Below are 21,358 nucleotides of genomic sequence, written 5' to 3' on the forward strand. Positions count from 1 at the left end.
GATGACTCTTCTCCCACCTAAAATAAATTCAATACATTAATATATTTTATAATATGTCTATTGTTATACGGAATAAAAGATACAATGCAAACTATGTGGTAGGGAGAGGTAATATTGAAAACTACAGAACTTAATAACGACCAATTAAATGCAGTATCTTACACTTCCGGACCTCTTCTGATCCTTGCAGGACCTGGTTCTGGAAAGACCCTGACGATAACCGAAAAAGTGCTACAGTTAATAGAAAGTGGTTTTCCTCCTGAAAAGATACTTGCTCTCACGTTCTCGGAAAAAGCTGCAGATGAGATGCAAAACAGAATAGAGAAAAAAATAGGTACTGGAACCGGAATTACAATTTCCACTTTTCATTCGTTTTGCAATGATCTAATCAGGGATTTCTCTCTGGATATGGGTATCAACCATGGGATTCGCCTGATTTCCAAAGAACATTCACATGTGTGGAGCATAAAGAATATCGATTCTTTCAAATTTGAATATATCCCGATTCCAACAATGCCTTCGGACCTCATAAAAAGTCTGCTCGAAGGTACTTCACAATTCCATGACCAGCTGATCTCTCCCCAAGAGCTTGGTGAATATGTACAAGGCCAATTGTCATCCGAAGGAGAAATGGATGTAGATGAGATAGATAAGTTACAAAAACTTGCAGACCTTGCAAAATTCTACCATCACTATCAGGAATACAAATGGAATAACAATTTCATTGATTATGATGACATGATCACCCTGGCATGCAGGTTGTTGGAAAGTAATGAGATTGCCAGAAAAAGGATACAACAGCTTTACGATTACATTCTGGTTGATGAGTTCCAGGACACAAACTATGCCCAGTTGCATCTGGTAAATCTCCTGGCAGGTGCTGGCAACCTGACGTGCGTGGCTGATGATGACCAGTGTATCTACAGATTCAGGGGTGCTTATCTTTCAAATATCAATCAATTGGCTGAGTTCTATCCATCCCTTGAGAAAATAGCCCTTGGAGTTAACTACAGGTCAACAGAGCCGATAGTCAATCTCTCACAGGAATTGATCGGGCAGAATCCTGATAGACAGGAAAAGCAGCTTGTATCGAACAATGGTGGAGAGATACCGGTTAAGATTGTAAAGGCACCAAATGATGTGAGTGAAGCAGAATGGGTTGCTGATGAGATATGCAGGCTCATGGATGAACAATCAATTGAACCAAAGGACATCTTCATACTTACCCGTAAAAGAGCTGATGGGAAAAAATTCAGTGACTCTCTAAAACGTCATATGGTCCCGGTAGAATATGTTGGTAGCCTGAAGATTAGCGATTTTCCGTTGATACAGGAAGCTCTGGCTTACATGCGTTTTGTTGCAGACCCTTTCAACAATGGCATTGCCTTTGCAAAGATCCTTTCTAGGGAAGGGGTTACAGAGCACACACTGCAGAAGATCAATATAATGGCAGGCAAGCTCAGGAAAATGGATGATATGCAGGGGGATGGAATCTACTCTGTACTGCTGCACCATCTGGATGAACTCGACCTTGAACAGGCAGATCTTGTTAGGTCCATACTTGAAAGATTGCAGGAGATGATCGAATACAAGAAGAATCATCTACCTTCGGATACCCTGAAGCACCTGCTGATAAACATGACAGACCTTTACCTTTCACAGGTGCATGAGAACAGCAAAAATTCCCGAAGGAACATCGAAGTTTTGAATTCCCTGGTGAAGATAGTGGAAGACCTTGAATTGATAGACGGTGGTGCTGAGTTTGAACTGGTCATGGAGCACCTGGAACTTGTCTTTGACCTTGAGATAGAGGGTGGTGAATCAACTGATGATAATACTGTAAAGGTCATGACCATCCACCAGTCCAAGGGTAAGGAGGCAAAGGTGGTATTCGTCTGTGATATGGCTACCAGGCATCTACCCCTCCAATATAAGAGCAAGAAGTTCACCGTGCCTTTTGAGCTTATAAAAGGCGTGCAGCGGGATATGGATGAGAAAGTATTGCATCTTGAAGAGGAGAGAAGACTTGCATATGTTGCCATGACCCGTGCAAAGGAGCATTTGTATCTTGTTTTTCCAGAGAGGTATACTGGCAATATAAGAGGTGTGAAACCCAGCCAGTTCCTTGAAGACATTGGATTTACTAGTAACCCGCTGGTAGAGTTAATTGAAGTCGAGCAGGTGGAAGAACAGCTTGACATTAATGCAGATTCGCCATTAATGAAAAAGATGGCAGAGCAGGAAAGTCTCGTTAACATGTACACGAAACAGGGACAATTGAAGCATGCACTTGAATCCCTAGTACTACTTGCCCAGTTGAAGGAGCTTGAGACGAGTGGAAATCCTGAAAATCTAGACCTTAATGAGCTTCTGAGCATTGATACCAGGGATGTTAGTGAACTGCAGGACCTGGTGGATAACAAAGTACCTCCACTTGTCGATTCCAAAATGCGCTTCTCGGCATCCAAGATAAAGACATACGAGGACTGTCCACTTAAGTTCAAGTTTCAGTCGGTGCTGCATATCCCAACTCCTCAGAAGTCATTTTTCCAGGTGGGTACGGATGTTCACTCTGTTTTAGAGGAGATGGTAAAGCTTAGGATGAAGGGTGAAACAATTGAACTTGATCTTGCAAAAGGCATGTTAGACAGTTCTTGGGAATCTTCCAACTTCGATTCTGAAACCCAGGAAACGCAGGAATACAACAAGATGCAGAAGATGCTTGAGTTCTGGTTCGACTTTGAGGAAAATAATCCCAATGAAACCATTGAAGTAGAAGAATGGTTCGAACTCGACCTTGATGGTGCTCATTTTGGAGGCTTTATAGACCGTCTTGACGGGACACCTGATGGGGACTACATAGTTATCGACTACAAGACCGGCAAGAGTAACCTGAGCAAAAATAAACTGAAAGAGGATGTTCAGATGGTACTGTATTGCCTGGCAGTGAAAGAGAAGTATGGGAAATTGCCGGTGCAGGCAGGTCATATGTATGCTCATCCTGAGCTTGCTGAAGTAAGGCTGGTGGATGTGAGTGAGGAGAGTGTTGAGGCTGTAGTTGAGAGGATTAAAGGGATTGTGGACAGGATATTGAAAGAGGACTTTGAGGTTGTGGGGAAGCCGAACTGTCGGTTCTGTGACTATGTGGGGATATGTGGATCGCATCAGAAATGAATTGGAGAACTAATTCAAAAAAGATATATAGTAATTACAAACTATAAAGTACCCATAGTAATAATTAATGAAGTTAATTATGTGGTTTGGGTGTAACCATTATGATGTTTCCTCATGAAAAAGAGTGGATGAAAAATTCTGATGATTTTTCTTTTGATAACTTCAAAGAAAATAAGTTAACAGGTATACCTATAGCTTCAGCACTTGGAGTCGCAGATGCAGAATTACTAAGTTATTACGATCATAAATACGACCCTGAGAACAATCGTTTTGTATTACAACTTGATCATTTTGACCCTGCAAATTACAAAAAATTAGAAGAATTTGTGGCTGAAGCATCTCTTGATGTTATCGGAGAAAAAATGAATACTCAACTATTAGATAATTTCAACGATGACTTTTCAGACTTTCGAAAATCTGTCATTTCATCATTGAGGCCCTTTTCTCTCGCACATCAATTAAATTTATTGAAAAAAATATCCATGGATTGTATTGAAAAAACATCTATAATTGATGATTGCTATAAAGTTGCTTCAATTGGAAGCTCGGTTTTTGCAATAGAATTGTTCATGAAATTGATGGATAGTAAGCAATTAGATAGTTTTTCTAATAATTTGTTTGCCCCATATGAGCACTTGGCGTATTTTTCAAGTAGACCCAAACTGATGATCAATCCATGGCCTCATCAAACCGAAGCTCTAGAAAAATGGCTTGAAAACAATGGGAAAGGAATTCTTGAAATGGCAACAGCTAGTGGTAAAACTTTAGTTGGACTTGCTATTGCAGAACATTTATTTAATACCCATGGAAAACTGAATGTCTTGGTCCTTGCTCATTCAAAAGCAATACTTAATCAATGGAGAGGAGAAGCAATTGAAAAGCTTGGTCTTATTGCTGAAAAGGATTTAGATTATGATTGGAGTTTATCGTTCCAAAATAAATTTAAGATACAGTTTGACACCTTGCAGACGGTGTATAAGTATCCTGATTTGTATCCTACTGATTTGCTGATTGTCGATGAAGTTCATCATGGAGCAGGTAAGGAATATAGAAAAGCTCTGACCGTTCCTTCAAAGTGGAAGCTGGGTTTATCAGCTACAGTAGAAGGGGGGGAACGCGAGAGAATACTTGATAAATATCTTGGCAAAACAGTGTATGAATTCACACTAAAAGATGCTAGAGAAAGGGGTATTATTCCAGAATTCAAACTTTATATCCATAAAACATTTTTAGATGTCTCTGAAGAAAAAGAATTTGATAATATTTCAGAGAAAATAAAAAATATGCTGAATTATATCAATACAAATTATTCAAGGAAAATACGGAATATTTCCAATGGAAAATATAGCCAGTTTGATAATATTTCTGATTTTGTCCAAACCATGGAAAAGGCACGTTACAGGGGAACAGAAATTCCTGAAGAATGGAATAAACTGACTGGTTTGATCTTCCAACGAAGAAAGATCATTCACCAATCAAGCCCTAAAATAGAGAGTGGAATCAAACTGGCATTAAATGAAGGTAAAAGCAAAAAATGTGTTATATTCTCCATGGATATAGAAACTTGTGAAAGAATATATGAAGCCCTGAAAAATGATTTGAATGCTTACAGAATCCATTCAGACCTAAAGTATTGGGAAGTTAAAGATGAGCTTGATATGTTCAAGAAATGTAGCACCGGTGTCCTTATTGCTCCAAGAATGCTTGATGAAGGAATAAATATACCAGATGCTGAAATTGGTATTAATATCTCATCAGCCAAGACCAAATTGCAGCTCGTGCAACGTATGGGTCGTGTGTTACGAAAAGGACCCGATAAAAAACCTGTATTTCATCATTTTGTTGCTTTACCAAGGTCAATGAGTTTTATCAATTCAGAGGATTCATTTAGTTACCTGAGCGACCTTGCCTGGGTTCAGGATGTCACATCCAAAATGGGAATCTCAGCTGAGATGTATGACAAATCGAATGCAGAGATAAATGAACTCGAATATATTTCGGAAAAAATTATCTATGACTACTACTCAAAGCATTCTGAAATTACCACTTCTGATTTTGGTACTATCAAAGCCAGCAATATAATCAGGTCATTGGATGAGAGATTAAGCAAAGGTAAATTGGCCCCACGTCAGATTTTGATACATCTACTTAAAGATGAAAAAGATACTATTTCAGATAGCAGATGGCTTGAACTATTAAGAATGGCGCATGATAATGAATCAATTATCAACATCCCTGGTCATCATTGGTTGTTGCTTATTTCTGGAAGAGACCCTAAAAAATTAGAACTTATTCTGGAAACTGGGAAATTGCCAGATAGATAAAGCAACTAAAACAATTCCAATGCTTAAATCAAATAATTATTCACAATATATCTCAAATAACACATACATGCAAGATTGATTGGATTTTTTTAGGTCTTATGTGTTTTAGTGAGGAGTGGCACATTTTATGTATATTTTTGTATGCTTTTACATATTCTTCTAAAAATGCTTGTTAACTTTATTTGGATGCTTAGCTTTTAAATGTTCGTGAATCCCTTTTTCAGATTCTAATTTTCTATTGCAATAAGGGCATTTTATTTTCCCATTACTTTTGGTTAATATCTTTTTTTCTACTTTTTTTGTTTTTTCTCTGATTTTCGGCTCTTTATTTGGTTCAAAATGTTTACAAATCGCGTTGTTGTAAACATATTGATTCTTGTAACTACACTGTTCATCTAAGTAAGAAGAACAGCAAGAGCAATTATATTTACGAGAATTTAGCTTGTCTTCAATAGTTCTAATCTGAATCTCAGATGATGAACGTGTTCGATAATATTTGTATAAATTATAGGAAACCCCATAAATTTTACAATAGACAGTTACTGGAGCCGGCGGAATCCAATCTTTATAATAGTATTCTGGTATAGTTTCACTTTTAAATTCATTTTCAGACTGTACAACCATTTCTAATCGAGGTGTTTTTACTTTTTCTATTTTCTTCTTTTTGGTTTTCGTCTCTTTTTTACCTTCAAGTATCTTTTTATCAACGACTTTTTACAATTCAGTTAATTTCTTATTGTTCGGGTGATGGCTGAGAGCCTGTGATAAATTTTTACTTGCGGAATTAATCTCATCCTCTATCAAATTCAACTCAACAAGTTCAATCCAGTATTTAGTGTCATATGGTATTGTTTCTGCAAGTCTTTTAAAGCAGTATATTTTCCGTGAATTTTTATTGCTTAAACGCAATAATCCATTAAGAGCATCGATATGATGAGGATCTAAAGTTACAGCTTTTCCATAGAATTTATTTGCCGGAATATTATCAGTGCACATTTCACAAGCAAGACCCATAGAATACCATGCTTCAGAATGTTTATTATTTAATTTAGTAAGTGTTTTTAATGTTCTATATGCATCTTGATATTGTTTACGCTGAAGAAAAGTTATTCCTTTGTGATATAGAGCATCTTGATTTTCAGGATTTAGAAATAACGCCTCCTCAAAAAAATCAATAGATTTCTTAAAATCAGACTCATTAATACCTTTTTGTATCCAGTCATCTATTGTGAGTTTGTCTGACATACATAAAAAAATAAGATTTATTGCTCATAAACGTTTCCATTTTTATTTACAATCAAATCAGAAAGATATTGAATGATAATTACTGTTAACTAATACCGAGCTTCATCATCCAAAGAACAATGCCTTATGCACCGCATCAATCGGATCAGCGTAAAATGCCAACTGGAACTTACTCAACAGATCAGCCGGCACAGTCCCTAATTTCGATGTAGCAGATGCAGGTATCAATACCTTCTTGGCTCCCGCATCAAGAGAGACTTGCAAGAGTTCAGAGAGATTATCTATGCTCAATATAGAACCTCCTATGGTCATGGTCCCAATGATTGCTGTCTGTTCCTGCACCGGTCTTTCAAGTGCTCCTGAACACAGACTGATGAATGCAGCTAGCGATAAGCCATCAGAGATACCAACTCCATAGACATCCTGCAGGCTCATGAAATAGTCAGTTTCTTTAGTGGAAATTGATTGACTTATGGATTTTGCATTGGCCTTGAAATAATTGATCGCGGTCTTTACGGATTCTTTTGCTTTAGAGTTAGAACTGAGTCCAGATGCTTCGTATTTGCCAGAGCCTGATACTACCTGAAGTTCGGTCTTGTAGATGCCAATCTTTCCAGAATCTGTTGCAGATACTGCATAGACTTGTCCGGGTTTTGTAATACCAGGTGGGATTATCTTGTTTCCTCCACTTTCCGGGACACCAACGAAATACTCTTCCATATCATCGTTGTCGATGTAGGAGAAATTCACATCGAAGAACTCCATTCCACCTATCTTTTTCAATTGTTCTTTTACTCTTCGCCTTCCTACAAGGGCATATTCGAGTATTTCCTGAGCGTCTTCTTTTGATATGTCCTCATCAGGATAGATGAGTTTTGCAAGTCCTGAAAAGGTCTTTTTGACCCCAATAACATCCCTCTGGTTGAGGTTGTTGCCGAGGGTGAAGTACTTGAATATTACATCGCTATAGGAGCGTTTCCGCAACTCCCTTAAGAACTCTGCCAGGTAGTCTACGATGAATCCATATCTGTCAGTGAAATGTTCAGGTCTGAACTTTGGAACTTCCCACCCTGGTAAATAGAAGTGTATCCTATCGAAGAATGCACTGTCGTTATTCATTGCTTCTGGAAATGGTGAGAATAGGTGTGATGTCTTCAGTAATGATGATATGCTCTGGTTAACGTTACCAACAAATACAACGGATGCGTTGGCGTTGATTTGATCCTTGCCCCTTGCAAAGGAACCTGAAGCCATGAAATCCTTTAGGATCTGGATACCATCTTTATCCTTGAACCGGATTCCTGCTACTTCATCAAAGGCTACAACGTCCCATAGTCCCACAAGACCTACTTGTCGTGTGCTCATGTTGTAGAAAAGGTTCGCAACTGTGGTCTGTCCTCCAGATATCAGTATGGAGTTGGGTGATATTTCCTTGTATACGTGAGATTTTCCTGTGCTACGCGGGCCAAGTTCACAAAGGTTGTAGTTATTCTCCACAAGAGGCACTAGACGTTCTAACAAATGCCATTTGGCAGGAGTTTCCAGTTGAGTGGGTTCCATTCCTACGGACCTGAGAAGGACATCTATCCATTCATCTTTGGTGAAGTTCTTGCGTTGTTCTATAATCTCGGAGATGTTGATGTTTGGGATCTGTATGGGTTTCAGGCTTGAAATTACAAACGGAGATGGCACCATTTCTGCGTTGTATTCCATCTTGATTATGCACCAGATACCACCGCCAAGGAGTTTATCGTATCTTGTGACATATTCCGGGTCTACCTGTACCTTCGATAAACCAAGGTTAGAGAAGAGAGCTTCATATATGTCCCTTTTTTCGTTAAGCTTGACAGTGACCTTGTCAATGATGGTGTAATAGCCGGTTTCCCTTATTTTGGATTTAATCTTCTCTGCTTCATCGGGGCGGACGTAGTTGTCTGAGAGGATACTTTTGACCTTTTTGACACCTTGCTGTATCAGTTCTTCATCATTGGTGGCGCAGTTGGCACCCAGAAGGTATTCCAGGACATAGACCGGGACATTGTGGCCTACTTTTACCAGTTTGGTCAGGTCCTTCCTGACGACTCTTCCCTGGAAGTATAAATTAAGTTTATCATCAGTTTCAATGTCTGTGTCATTTGTCAGCATGATATCCGCTCAATGTATGTTCAGTTTTAAAAATCATCCACAATTAACAGGTCTACTTCAAAGGGCATGGGGTCCATGATTTCCTTGTCAATCTCAGTTGGGTCTTCATCTATCAGTCTTACATAGTATATCTTATTTTCAATGTCACCGGTCAATGTGAGGGTAACTTTGTACTGCCTGTCAGAGGCTTCGTCGGATGTGCCTTCGGCAATGACAAGCTTTTCGTCACTCACCTTAAATTCATCGCCATCCATGTCCCATAGGGCTATCCTGAACCTTCTTGGAAGCAACTTGTCTGTGACTCTTTCTGTTTGAAGGATGTTTATCGAGAATGGACTGCTTGTTATCTTCCGGCTTGGATTGATAACGGCTAAGCCTACTTTACCGTGCTTTATTCCTTTTCTTTCGAGGTCTGATGTCTTTTGGTATGAATACTTGAGCACGGGTACTACTATCTCCTGGGGAGCAGCTCCACCATGCACGAAATTCTTATTAGGGCCTTTCAGTTTGAACCTGAGGTCTGCCATAGGAACGTATGTGAACATCTCATTTTCAGAGCTTATCAAATAATCCATGTTGAATTTATGGACGTTCATTGGATTGAGATTCTTCGTACTAAGAACGAAACGCTTTTTGGACTCAATTTCATCGTTATCAAAAATGTCCATCTCAACTTTATCATAGCTTTCTAATGCATCTCTCTGATAAATGAAACCATGATCTGCCGTGACTATGAGATTATTAAGAATCTGGAAGTTGGTAAGTTTTTCAATGATCTTCTTCACATCTGCAATAGTCTCTTCTGCTGCATCGAATACAGTATGTTCAGAGGGTGAGTGGTCGCCTCTAGAATCAATTTTATCGTGGTATATATAGAATAACCTGATACCTTTAAACTGTTCACGGGCCTTGTCTCTTGTTATGTTCATCAGTTCTTCATAGCTTATAGCAATGGAGTTTGGAGTCACATTCTTTAGTATCTTGCCACGGTTCTCTATACCTTCGGTGCTAATACCATCTGCAAACACAAACTTATTTCTGTACTCTAGTTTCTCATGTGGCAATAGGCTTGCCATTCCCAGTTTAGTATAAGATGGTAGAGAACTGGTCATGTACTTGAGTTCAACCGTACCTCTGGTATCCTTGTTAAGTACGTCCTGAAGCTCTGCAGCAACCTCATAGCGCATAGCATCAGATATTACGACTGCTATCTTGTCCTTGTCGTTACGGTTGATGATGTTCTTTATGTAGAGCTTGTAGAATTCATCCTGGCGATCGATGAGTTCTATGTTCCATCGTCCGTCCATTTCTTTGGATATGAGTTCACTCCATCTTGTGAGCAGTTTATCAAGGAGCCTGTTATTGTAGAGTTTTTCGATTCCTTTTCTTGTTGTTTTCAGGTCTTCTTTTTCCCTGTCTTTGTCATGATGGAAATAGAACTTGCGATAGTAATAGTCCATTAAGTAGTAACGTTCAGTGTAGTTCCTGAAGAAACGGTTGAGGTTCTGGTCACTGAGGTTTTCTTCATTGAACTCTTTTGCGAACTGGTGCAACTTCACAGCATATTCCAGGGCACTGTAGATGTTCTCAAAGTTTGGATACCAATGTTTTGTCTTCCTGTTTGCTATCCAGTCGAGATAAGTATCGAAGTCCTCTTTGTCGTTATCAAGCTCATTGACTATCTTTTGGATGACATGTTTATCGAACAAGGCTAGAGATTCAGCTTCCAGGTACTCTGACACGTCATATTTCTTAATCTCGGTGTTGAGGTATTTTTTCAACTGACCATTGTTATCTTCAAGAAGTAGCCTACAATACTCATCAAAAACCGCTGAATCCTTTGAGTTATCCATCCAGCTTTTGATAAATATCTCACATTCATTACTGAGCGAATTGCTGTAATCCTTGTACTTTTTGAGGTCAATGTCAGTATTCCTTGAGATATGAGTGATAACAAAGCTCAGGAAGAGTTTCTTCAACGTGGGTTCTTTGGACTGGTAGCCAAAGTACCTGTTCACCATGTCCCAGAACTCTTCCACCAGCTCGAACCTGACGATATCCTCCCATATGGTATTGGAGTTCTCATCCAGTGAGTTGATGAGTATCTTCCTGATGATCTCTTTGAGGTCTGTAGTAGCAGAACCAGAAAGCACTCCCATGAATCCAAGTGTGAACTCCTCGTTCCTCCAATCGGTCTGGTACATCCTCTTAAGCGGCACAACCCTCTTCTTGCTTGCAAAGAACTGCTGGTGCTTTTCCAGGAACCTGTCCAGGTCATACCCTTCGATTCCAAACTCGCTCTTGATATCCGATATCCTGCTGTTCTCAAACCTTGCCGAATACAACTGGATATCCAGCAGCCAGTTTAGTTCCGGGTCCCTCTCAGCCTCATTTGAATAAATAAGATAACTGGACTCCATATCATCCTTCTCCAGCATTTTCTTGGTGGCAAAGAAATTATTATCCAGGACATGCAGCTTGATTCCCTTTTCAGCCAGAGCATCGCGTATATATGCAAGACCTTCTTCATCTGCAGTTGGGTCCTTATCATACCAGAAGACAATCTTCCTCTTCTCGAACTCGCCAAGCGTCTCGAATTTCTTAAGTATGCTCTGGGCAGTCTTTTCGGGGTTTAACATGGTTTGATTTCCATAATTAATTTAACAAGTCATATTATTTTCGAAATAATATTTCCAAAAATATGATTAATATAATTGTTTGTTTACAAACTTGATCTGAAGTATATCTTCTTTAGCTATATTTTCCCAATCATTGAAATCTATCTTCCATCTTTCTTCTAAAAAATCAAGCATGTCAAATCCACGCTTAAGAATTTCATCTGGAGTCCATTTCTCGTAGTTCGAAACCTGAATTTCGCTGTATGAACCGTTGTAAAATCCAGAGAATGTAGTGTTATTTGTATCAAGATGTCTTTTTTTGAAATCAAAGCATTTATTTTGTAATTCTGAATTTTTGGATTGAGATAATAGTACAAGATTGCCCAAACTATGAAGTATTTTCATTTTGTCATTTTCATTATATCCAGAATATCCAATACTCCAACATTCATCTTTTGGAGTTTGGGGATAAATGTGCTCGATAGTGTCATCCTTTAGACGTCTATTAAAATCATTCCAAGATACTTTTTGATTGCCATTTGCTTTATTTTGTAAATATAATTCATATTCATAAAGGAAATAACGAAGTCCGTTCCAAGAGTAAAAACCTTCACCTTTATCATATTTATCTGAAATATAATGTTTAAATTTCTCAAGGTTGAACCAACCAGAAGTTTCTCCTTCTTCATTTCTATTAATCATCCATTCAATGTTCATTATAACCGAATCAATGTCTGTTTCATCCTTTTCAAAATAAAAAGAATTTGCCAATCTGTAAAAATGGCTATTTTTAGTATTTGAAGGTCTTTGAGACAATCTAAAAACAAGGAATATGAAAGATTCCACTGATCTTAATAAAGAAAGTAGTTTATCCTCCTCGGAGCACTTTGTCATTCCAGCCATAATCAGAGGGGGAAACGCACTCATTCCAAGCCGATTGAGTTTTTGGAGCCATTCCTTCGTTTCTTCTCCATAGGTTGAAAACTCGGGATTGTATAAGTAAAACCAAGATTTAATCGATTCTGAAAGACTATCAATATATTCCTTAATATCGGACTTTTTAAGTGTTCCATTTAGAGCATTCTTTGAAGTGAATTTTTGATTTAAAAGGAATTTAGCATAAGCTGCAGATTGCTTTCTCTCGTAATTGAAATACATTGTCCAATGATTACGCAGGAACTCATCGTCATCCATTGGTTTATCTTTGTTTTTTCCAAGATATTCATAAATCGTTTTCCATGTTTCATTGATATCTTTGCGCAACTGATTGTAATTTGATTCTTCTCCATCAATGAGTGTAGTGAGGTAGATTAGCCTATTTTTAAGAAGTTCGAGATTGGATAGAGGTTTACCCCTATTATTCATTGTTTCAAAAGTAACATATACATCCAGTTCGTCATCTATTGTATATAAATTAAATTTTAATTTCCCTGTAATCTTTTTAAATATAGCTTGCATTTTTTCTTTGCTAAGACCAGTAAATTTGGTTTTGAAAAAATCATTGGCAAATTTGAGATTGGCAGTGTACAATGTTTGTTCAGGTACTTTGTCGGCAGTTGATGATTCTTGTTCCAATATCTTCGTCTTAAAATATTCATCACTGGGATTGTCTTTTTCATAACCGAATATATACGATTTATAAAGTTCATCGTATTGCTGAAATAGAAATTTTGTTATCCAATAATCTTTCTTTTTAAAGTTGATTCCTTCATCGTCATTGAATTGCTTCAAAAGCTGGTTAATAAAAATTATTGCTGTGGTCAATCGTTGTTGACCATCAATTACGTGATAAGCACTTAAACCACTTTCAATTAACCAAAGGTCTTCTTGCCATTTTTCAAGATGCAGAACGTCTTCCTTTTTGACCTCTTCGACAGTCAATAACCCCGTGTAATGAATTCGACCTTCTTTTAAATTGACCAAATCATCCCAAAAATCCTCAAGTTGTGGTTCTTGCCAGGAGTAACCTCTCTGAAAATCAGGGATTCGAAATATCCTTTCATTAAATATCTCAGTCAGAGACTGTAATTTATTGTTTGTCATTTCTTAACTCCCAAGGGGTCATTCATATTCCATCATATTTTCTCCACCAATCCCTCAAAATTCCCATAATTCACCTTCACACCATCATCCAGATCAATCTCGATATACGCATCAGCTTTGTTCTTCAGCAGCTCATCATAATCCATAAGCTCTTTGATCATCTTCCCAAGCCTAGCCTTCTCCTGAGCATCCTTCCCAATATCCGACTGTATCATCTCTCTCTTTGCATCCAGCTTCCCTTCAAGTTCCAGCAAGTAATCCGTCCTCATCATAGCCAGTGTTTCCTTGTTGTACCTGTGCATGTAAATGAGCCCATTGAAAGCCTTTCCTTTCCCTGAACTGAACATCCAGTAGATTGGCCTTTTCTTGTACATCTTCAAATGGTCCTTGTAGAACGATTTCAGGAAATAGTCCCTTATCACAGCCTCCGAGGACTTCTTACCATTACCACCCAGAGCCTCAGCAATGAAATCCAAATTCTCGGAAAGCGTGTCCTCTCCAAAAGTTACCTTGAGGAACTCCTTGAAGCGGTTGACAATGTCATCCTCAAAGTACTCATCCTCGAGAATGGGTATGATGTTATCGGCATCCGGCATGAAGCTAGGTTCCGGAACTTGTTCCAGATAATCTTCTATCTTCTCATCCTGATTTGCAAGAACCAGACCTGGCTTGTCCAGTGAATAACGCCCGAACATGCATCCAACAGCATAGGAGATGAACTCCTTTATTGTATCTGTTTGTAACAACATTTCAAGCTCACTTTCACTCTTATTCCCGTTATAACGATAATGCGGATTGCATGTAAGCGTAATTTCCGAAAGTGGCACATCAGGTGTAAGCTCACCCTGCAAGCCGTAGGCTTCGATGAAAATACGGTTGTTCTCTTCTTCCAACCGTTGCATCTCCAGTGTCATTTTTTTCCAGTGGGCTCGGAGCTTGGTGTAGGTTTCACGGAGGGTTGGTTGGTGATATTTGGATTGTAGAAGAAGAAGAATTGTAAAATCCCAGGATGTTTCGTAGGAGTCCCAGTCGGATTTAGATAAGGAAATACAAATTTTTGATACTTTATGAATGCCGTTTTTATTATATTGATCAGTTATGGGCAACTTCGCGATATCACCAGATAGTGTACTTAACTTTTGGGAGTAAATATTAAGGAAGTAGACTGCTACTTTTGAGTTCAAATAAGAACATAAATCGTTGATATCTTCTTGTTCTGGAAAACAACATGGCCCAGAAGATGACATGATATACCCATTTCCTAGTACTCTAAAACCTGGGGAGCCACTTGAAATACCACTCCAAGTAAGACCTGGCATAAAGTAATAATCTTCACTTCGAATTTCTTTGGTATAAGAGCCGCCATTGTATTTAGTAACAATATATTCTTTTAGTTCTTTTCCATCTTCTTCCCAGTTAATTACAAATTCGTTATTGCCATACCATTTTCTAAATGGTCCACCTTTAGTAATAGGAATCCATTTTAATCTGTTTTCAGAAGCATCCTGCTTATTTACCAGATTGAGTCCTATTCTTTCAGAAGATACTTCAGTCCATCTACGAAGAAAATATTCATCATTTAAAGTAATTAGACCCTTCTTTGGATTTGCATATTTTTCCAAACTTCTACTCTTTTTTAAAACTTCTCGAACGAAGTCACCAATCCAATAAGCAATCGGACTTCCGGAAATTTTCTTAAAATCAGCCGCAGAGGCGCGGTAGAAGTTGGGGACGGTGGTGGTGGATGGAGTGTTATTGGTCATGTTTTGCTACCTCTTAGATTGTTCCAATATTTCGGGCTTGCATGACTGCCTCACGTAACCCTGCATCTTTCTCAGCTTCACTATTTCCATCCACAAGCCGGATATAAGCTCCTTTATACTCAGGGTGCTGCACATTCTCAATAACAAAAGCAGTAGTAGAAACAACCTCTCCACCAATACTATCAAAAGCCCGTGGTCCCAAATGTGCCATGGACAGTATGGTACGGTCGTCCAGAATGCTCGCCCGGAGTTTTTCATAGGAAGAAAGGAACATCCAGCTCTGCATGGTTATCATCGCAACCATTCCTTTCTGCATCGCAAGGTCTAGGTTACGGTCAATGAACATAGCAAAGAAATCAGATTTACTGTTGGGATAATTGTCCTTTGCAAAATCCTTCAGTCTTGTGTTCATTCCCTTACCGCCCATATATGGTGGATTTGCAACCACAATATGATACTTTGGACTAAGGTAATCAGCTTGTTGAAGTGCCTGCAGAACCTTTTGGTGAGTGCTGAAGACAGTTAGATTACTTGAAAGGTTCTTCTCTTTTAGCATTTGCCGGATCTCTGATATATTTGTGGTAATTGGACGGATAAGAGAACCAAAATTATCAGCTTCTCTGAACTGGTTCAGAGTATCTTGCATGTTGGTTGTTAGTAAATTACTTCCAATGGCTGCTAAATATGAACGAAGCTCATCATCTTCAAATGCCACACTCTCCAGCACGCATATATTGGGATGAACAGGATTCTGGAAGAACTTGCGGTTCTTTCTCCTTGCCTTCATGGTAAGCGCAAAAGCCGCCAGCTCTCCAGCACGCTCGTCTATCTCAATGCCATAGAGATTGTGGGTGAGAATCATCTCAGGAATCTCTGAATGATCATAACCCTCCTCTTCGTAGATAGCATACAGCAGGTCAAAGGCATAGACTAGCATATGTCCCGAACCGCAGGCAGGGTCGCATACCTTGATGTCCTCTGGAGAATTGATTCTCAGGAAATCTGTTTCAGATTGTTCCGGTTTGATGTAATATTCCATCTGCTCGAACAGCCTGGAGTTTGGACGGTTGAGCATCCACAAACGACCCAATGAGTTCTCCACCAGAGAACGGACAATCCAGTGAGGTGTGAACAACTGTGTCGCTGCTGGGATATTCTCCTTGCTGATCTTAACATTCTTCTTCAGCTTCTTGAAAACCTCATCCTTTCTGGGAGCGATATAATCCTGGTATACCCAGCCGATTATCTCAACTTCCCTCCAATCGTCCTCAGGAATTATCTCATTGATATCCTTCACAATGGAATCAATATGCAGTAAGTTTTCAGGAAACAGAAGCTCGGTATAATCCTCAATCTTCTCGAACATGAAAGGCATGGTTCGGTTCAGGTAATTGCACAACCGCAGTATCAGATACTTGTACAACTCTTCATCCTCATTCTCAGCCTTCATATCAAGCACATGGTCAGAGTCCAGGTCCAGAAAATCCAGTTCAAGGGCATGTGTAATAATTCCCGGCTCGGTCCTCTCAGCACCATCCGAAGTGAACACCTTCACTGGAATGTAATCGTTGACTTCCATGAACTTCAGAGCAACAAAACGGTTGAACCAGGTATAGGTTACCTCATCCATCACCTGTTCATAGCCCTTGTGATTTACATCCTTGACCAGATGCTCTCTCTGTTCCTTTATCTTCCTGTTGAAGACCTTGCCACCGATAACAATAGAATCTGAATGCTCGGAATCCACAGGAAGGATCTCTTTCGGAAGGATTCCATAGAATGCAGCTCTGTCCTTTACTTCCTGGTTGAGCTTATCCCGCACAGTGTCCGAGAATTTGATGATGCTTGCCTTATCCATGATCAGAACAACCTGATATCGTTTTCATTAAGTATCTTTAGCAGGGATGCACGCAGTTCTTTGAGGTATTTGTCAAGCTCCTCTTCGGTTTTGATCGTATCCTTTGACTTGAAAACCGAAGTATCCTTAATTACTCTTGTAGACCGCACAGGAACAACAACCTCATCTGAACCTGCTTCAGGTTCCTTGATAATCTGTAATTGCTTGCTGATCTTATCATAGGCCTGGCTTTCAAGAGAATCCAATGTAGTGGATTGTGCCTGTACGAACACACAGTCTCCGGCTTGTGAGATACGTTTCTTGATATCAGAGAATGGTTGCAGCACGGAATCCATGAACACCTGAGTGAACTCGGGATGTGCCACCATCTCCTTTTCCAGCTCGACCGTGATAGTTCCTATATCTTTGAAAGTCTCTTCCTTAAGCTCAGAAAGAGTTTCTGAAAGGAAACTTTCAATTTCATTCTCCAGTGGTGGGAGTAACTTGATATCAGAATAAGTATCCTCTGATTCAAGAATGACTGCAATTTCCTGCACCTTGGACTTTGTTCCCTCGTCCATGAATTGCAGGTCCCTCCTAAAATTCTCGACCTTCTTCAAAACCCTTCTGAAAATCTCCACCTTAGTGCTTCCAAAGAAAGAGGTAACAGGGTCCACCTCTTCACGCAATCGTACTAGTTCATCCTTTTCATCAGCAACATTTTGAAGGAATGATGAAGGGTCAGTTACGTTCAGGATACTCTTAAGGAAGGACGCATATCCTCTTATCCCCTCTTTACCAGGGAATCTTGGCTCCTCCACATACCTTCCTTCAATTATTTCGATCTTATTGTACTCATCATTGAACAGGGAACGCGTGAAATCAAAAAGATCATTCTCCTTCTCAGGAATATTAGTTTTCTCGAACACATCCCTCAGAACCGACCTGACAGTCTTGATAACTTCAACGTTTGCCTTTTCCCTTATCTCAAGCACAAGTTTGTCTGCATATTCTTTTCGTATCAGATATCTCACGATCTCTTCAGCAGTTGGTTTTTTAAGGATCAGGTATGTTTTCTGGTACCTGAGTTTTATCTCATCCTTTGCAAACAGCGTAGCCACAAGACCCGAGATAGTAATTTCATTCCATCCAAATGGTTTGCGCCTGAATCTATCCTTGATATCCTGCAGCACAACAACATCATTCTTCTGATTCTTTACATTCAAATGTTCCAGTATTTCCCGAAGAGCAAGCTGGTTAGTTTCAGACGTCCCAACACCGAACTTCTCAAGGTCATCTGCCTGGAGTATCCTCAGGATCTCACTGTCACTTACAATATCCTTGGTAACATAACCGGACTTTTTGTAAACGTTCTCAAAGAGCAGGTCCAGACCATCCTTGATCCTTTCTTTAGGATTCGTCTTCTCGATGCTTGTGACTTCCTTCCCATCAACGAATATCCTGGCCTCGGAAACTCCATCCTCCATAGACTTCTTCGAAGCTACCCGAAGCTTTTCCTCATCACCCCTCTTTGCACTGAGGATTTCCCTTACCTCTCCAATATTCGTATTAGATGTATTCTGTGTGAGGTATTTGTTTATCCGCAAGTAATTCCGTATCTGGTTAACAAATTCAGCATCCTGCGGGAATACAAAAAGAAGAGTATCAGTGGAATCCACATTGCTTAAGTTATCTCCGCTTAACGACCTCTGTCCACTTCCTCTCAATACATCATCAGACAGAGGCGTCAGGAACTTGATGGTCAGGTCTGCACTACTAGTAGGTTTGGTCTTATCATCAATAGACTTGTGGAACTTATAGTCCATGTACTTAGCAGGACATATATCATCAAAAATGTAAGAGAACATCTCATCAAGTATCCTGTGCTTCTCAATATCGATGTTCTTTATCTCCCGGTTTATCTCCTGTTCCTCATTGGTAAGGAAATAATATCTGTCACCGGACTTGTGAATAAGGGTCTGTGCCTCCAGACGCTGGAGTGATGCAGATATCCTGTCTTTCAACTTCCTTTTATCTTCATCAACATGAGATATCGAAAGCACCACAAGGTTATCCAGACTCGGTTGCAGCACATTCACATGCCTTATCATAAAAAGTATCTTCAGGATATTACAATCTCCATCCTCAAGGCAACCATTATCCTTTGCCTGTTCAATGGTACGTGTAATGATAGGATCAAGGAAACTTTCTATCGTGTTATAGAATGTAGAAAAAGGCACCAGTACACCGAGCTCGTTCTCAGCATACTTTTCGGTTCCCTCCTTAAAAGCACTGAGCATGGAACGTTCACCCTTTGCAAGGTGTTTTCCTGTAAAACCTGTCTGCCTTATTTTATCAAATACCTTCTGCAGCACATGGAACTGATATGGTACAAAGGGATACACATTAACAAAGTCCTCATCTCCCTTGTACAGCTTCATCTCAGCTCCACCTGGAGAGAAGGTCAACAGGTTTTTCATTATCGTCTTCTTGTCCGTATAATAAGATGTCAAAGACTCCACATACACCTGTTTCTTTGCCAGGATCCTCTTCTTGATGACCTCATCCACATTAGCACTGGACAGGCTCAAACGTGTATCAAAACGCCCCTGGATCTTGGAGAAGTCATATCCTTTGACCTGGTCTTTCGTGACCGTATCAATGTCAGCCTGAGATGTAACAACAACCCACGCCTTTCCCGCAAGCTTCGTTCCAAGTTCTTCAACAATGGTCTGCAGGTTCAGCATCAACTCACTATTTTCGCCAATATACTGACCAACCTCATCAATAAGGAAGATTATCTGATGGTCCTTACCCTTTGAATCGCAGTACTTCTTCACCTTCTCCGCAAATTTCTCATTGCTGAAATGATAGTTACTGCCATCAGTATTGAACAATCCAACAAGAGAGTCACTGCTCTGATACTCACATTTGACAAGAGCATCTATAATGTCATCCGTCTCAAAAGCATAGGTATCCCGTTTCTCTTCCCAGGGTTCACCATTTATTTGCTTGAACTCATCCTTAAACTTCTCATAGAGACCTTTGTTGGTCAGATCTTCTTCCATTTCAGCGATCCAAAGAACATCACCGAAAAAACCTCGTTTCTCATTGAAAACCCTCATCAGTATATTAACAATGAGTTCATCGCTTCGAGTAAGGGTGTTAGCTTTAGAGTCAATGTTGAAAAGAATAACGTCTTTTGTACCATTATTAACAGCTTTTTCAATGGTAGCAAATAACTGTTGATCATCTATTTTCTCCCTGAAGAACTCCAAGGCAGATTTGCCCCTAACGACCCTGTTCTCCAGAAGATAGGACAACATCTTGATGAAATGGGATTTACCTGAGCCAAAGAAACCAGATACCCATACACCAACTTTATCTGTCGGCGTTTCTGTAGCATTGAAGTATCTCTCAAAGAAAAGGTCCAGATGCTTCAGTGATTCTTTAGTGACCACATATTCATCAAGTTCAGTATAGATATTCTCATCGTCTTCCTGATCGACTTTAATAACACCATTGATCTCTCTTTTGATGTCTTTCAGGAAGAGGTCTTGTATTTCAATCTCATTCGTCATTAACTCAACAACCTTTACTTTGAGAAACATTATCCGTGTTTATAAGCCTAAAAGCACGGTAATAATTTGCGTCCCTGAATTTCCCGAATAAACTAAGATCAAACCCACTGTACTTTCCGGGATAGAATGTAACAAGTGGTATGTTGCCAAGGAGTGGCTGCAAATTATTTAGAACACTGTGAGAGCGAACCATTGGCCAGGCTTTACCAACTCCCGTCAAAAAGATTAGCTGGAAACCATCATTATCATTCATTTTTTGCTGAATGGCGTTTTTCAAAATGTCTGGCTTTAACATCAACTTTAGTTTTTTGAGCAACTCATCAGAGCCTTTGCTCTTTTCAAAAGAACTGATCTTTTCTGCTGGTATTTTCTTTTCTATAATCTCAAGACATAAAGCATAAAGATCGATCTCAAGGACGGTAATTGATTTTCTTTCTAAAGCCGGTATTATCTTTGCGATGGTATCTCGGACAAGTAGTTCTTTTTCAGGAGGATAATCGAATATCCAGAAAGGAACTTCGTTGCCAAGACCCCTTGCGTGTAAAAAATCCTCTTTTTGAAGTTCATCCTTTAATAGTTCCAATCTCTCTTCGAGCTTCATAATTGTCAGTTAGTTATCTCCAAAATT

General features: G+C 39.4%; 11 protein-coding genes. 2 read left to right on the forward strand and 9 right to left on the reverse strand.

Features of this window, described 5'->3' with window-relative positions:
- The first annotated feature begins 114 nt into the window (after positions 1 to 114).
- The gene (locus tag V7O67_RS10115; protein ID WP_342304948.1) at positions 115 to 3,174 is read left to right on the forward strand and encodes an ATP-dependent DNA helicase; all 3,060 of its coding nucleotides are present in this window, start codon (positions 115 to 117) and stop codon (positions 3,172 to 3,174) included.
- A gap of 101 nt (positions 3,175 to 3,275) precedes the next feature.
- Positions 3,276 to 5,498, forward strand: a complete 2,223-nt coding sequence (locus V7O67_RS10120) for a DEAD/DEAH box helicase (protein WP_342304947.1) — start codon at positions 3,276 to 3,278, stop codon at positions 5,496 to 5,498.
- Between the two features lie 159 nt (positions 5,499 to 5,657).
- Here the strand turns inward: V7O67_RS10120 and V7O67_RS10125 are convergent, their stop codons facing one another.
- From V7O67_RS10125 to V7O67_RS10165, 9 genes are all read right to left on the reverse strand, one after another.
- Positions 5,658 to 6,122 (reverse strand): hypothetical protein, encoded by a 465-nt coding sequence (locus tag V7O67_RS10125; RefSeq protein WP_406669970.1) that lies wholly within the window; start codon positions 6,120 to 6,122, stop codon positions 5,658 to 5,660.
- A 90-nt stretch (positions 6,123 to 6,212) separates the two neighbouring features.
- Positions 6,213 to 6,743 (reverse strand): tetratricopeptide repeat protein, encoded by a 531-nt coding sequence (locus tag V7O67_RS10130; protein WP_342304946.1) that lies wholly within the window; start codon positions 6,741 to 6,743, stop codon positions 6,213 to 6,215.
- 105 nt (positions 6,744 to 6,848) lie between these two features.
- Positions 6,849 to 8,888, reverse strand: a complete 2,040-nt coding sequence (gene brxL, locus V7O67_RS10135; protein ID WP_342304945.1) for a protease Lon-related BREX system protein BrxL — start codon at positions 8,886 to 8,888, stop codon at positions 6,849 to 6,851.
- 26 nt (positions 8,889 to 8,914) lie between these two features.
- Positions 8,915 to 11,527 carry a BREX-1 system phosphatase PglZ type A gene (gene pglZ, locus V7O67_RS10140; protein ID WP_342304944.1) on the reverse strand — a complete coding sequence of 871 codons (2,613 nt, stop codon included), beginning with the start codon at positions 11,525 to 11,527 and terminating at the stop codon, positions 8,915 to 8,917.
- A gap of 66 nt (positions 11,528 to 11,593) precedes the next feature.
- Entirely contained in the window at positions 11,594 to 13,549 is a 1,956-nt protein-coding gene (locus V7O67_RS10145) for a DUF262 domain-containing HNH endonuclease family protein (protein WP_342304943.1), read from the reverse strand.
- Between the two features lie 32 nt (positions 13,550 to 13,581).
- Positions 13,582 to 15,312, reverse strand: a complete 1,731-nt coding sequence (pglX, locus tag V7O67_RS10150; RefSeq protein WP_342304942.1) for a BREX-1 system adenine-specific DNA-methyltransferase PglX — start codon at positions 15,310 to 15,312, stop codon at positions 13,582 to 13,584.
- A 13-nt stretch (positions 15,313 to 15,325) separates the two neighbouring features.
- Positions 15,326 to 17,170: a BREX-1 system adenine-specific DNA-methyltransferase PglX gene (gene pglX / locus V7O67_RS10155; RefSeq protein ID WP_342304941.1), complete on the reverse strand. Its 1,845-nt coding sequence runs from the start codon at positions 17,168 to 17,170 to the stop codon at positions 15,326 to 15,328.
- Positions 17,171 to 17,172: 2 nt separating this feature from the next.
- Entirely contained in the window at positions 17,173 to 20,760 is a 3,588-nt protein-coding gene (brxC, locus tag V7O67_RS10160; protein WP_406669971.1) for a BREX system P-loop protein BrxC, read from the reverse strand.
- Positions 20,735 to 21,331 carry a DUF1788 domain-containing protein gene (locus V7O67_RS10165; protein ID WP_342304939.1) on the reverse strand — a complete coding sequence of 199 codons (597 nt, stop codon included), beginning with the start codon at positions 21,329 to 21,331 and terminating at the stop codon, positions 20,735 to 20,737. Before V7O67_RS10165 ends, brxC begins: the two co-directional genes overlap by 26 nt.
- Between the last annotated feature and the right edge of the window lie 27 nt (positions 21,332 to 21,358).

Source organism: Methanolobus sp. ZRKC4, assembly GCF_045291305.1.
Taxonomy (GTDB): Archaea; Halobacteriota; Methanosarcinia; order Methanosarcinales; family Methanosarcinaceae; genus Methanolobus.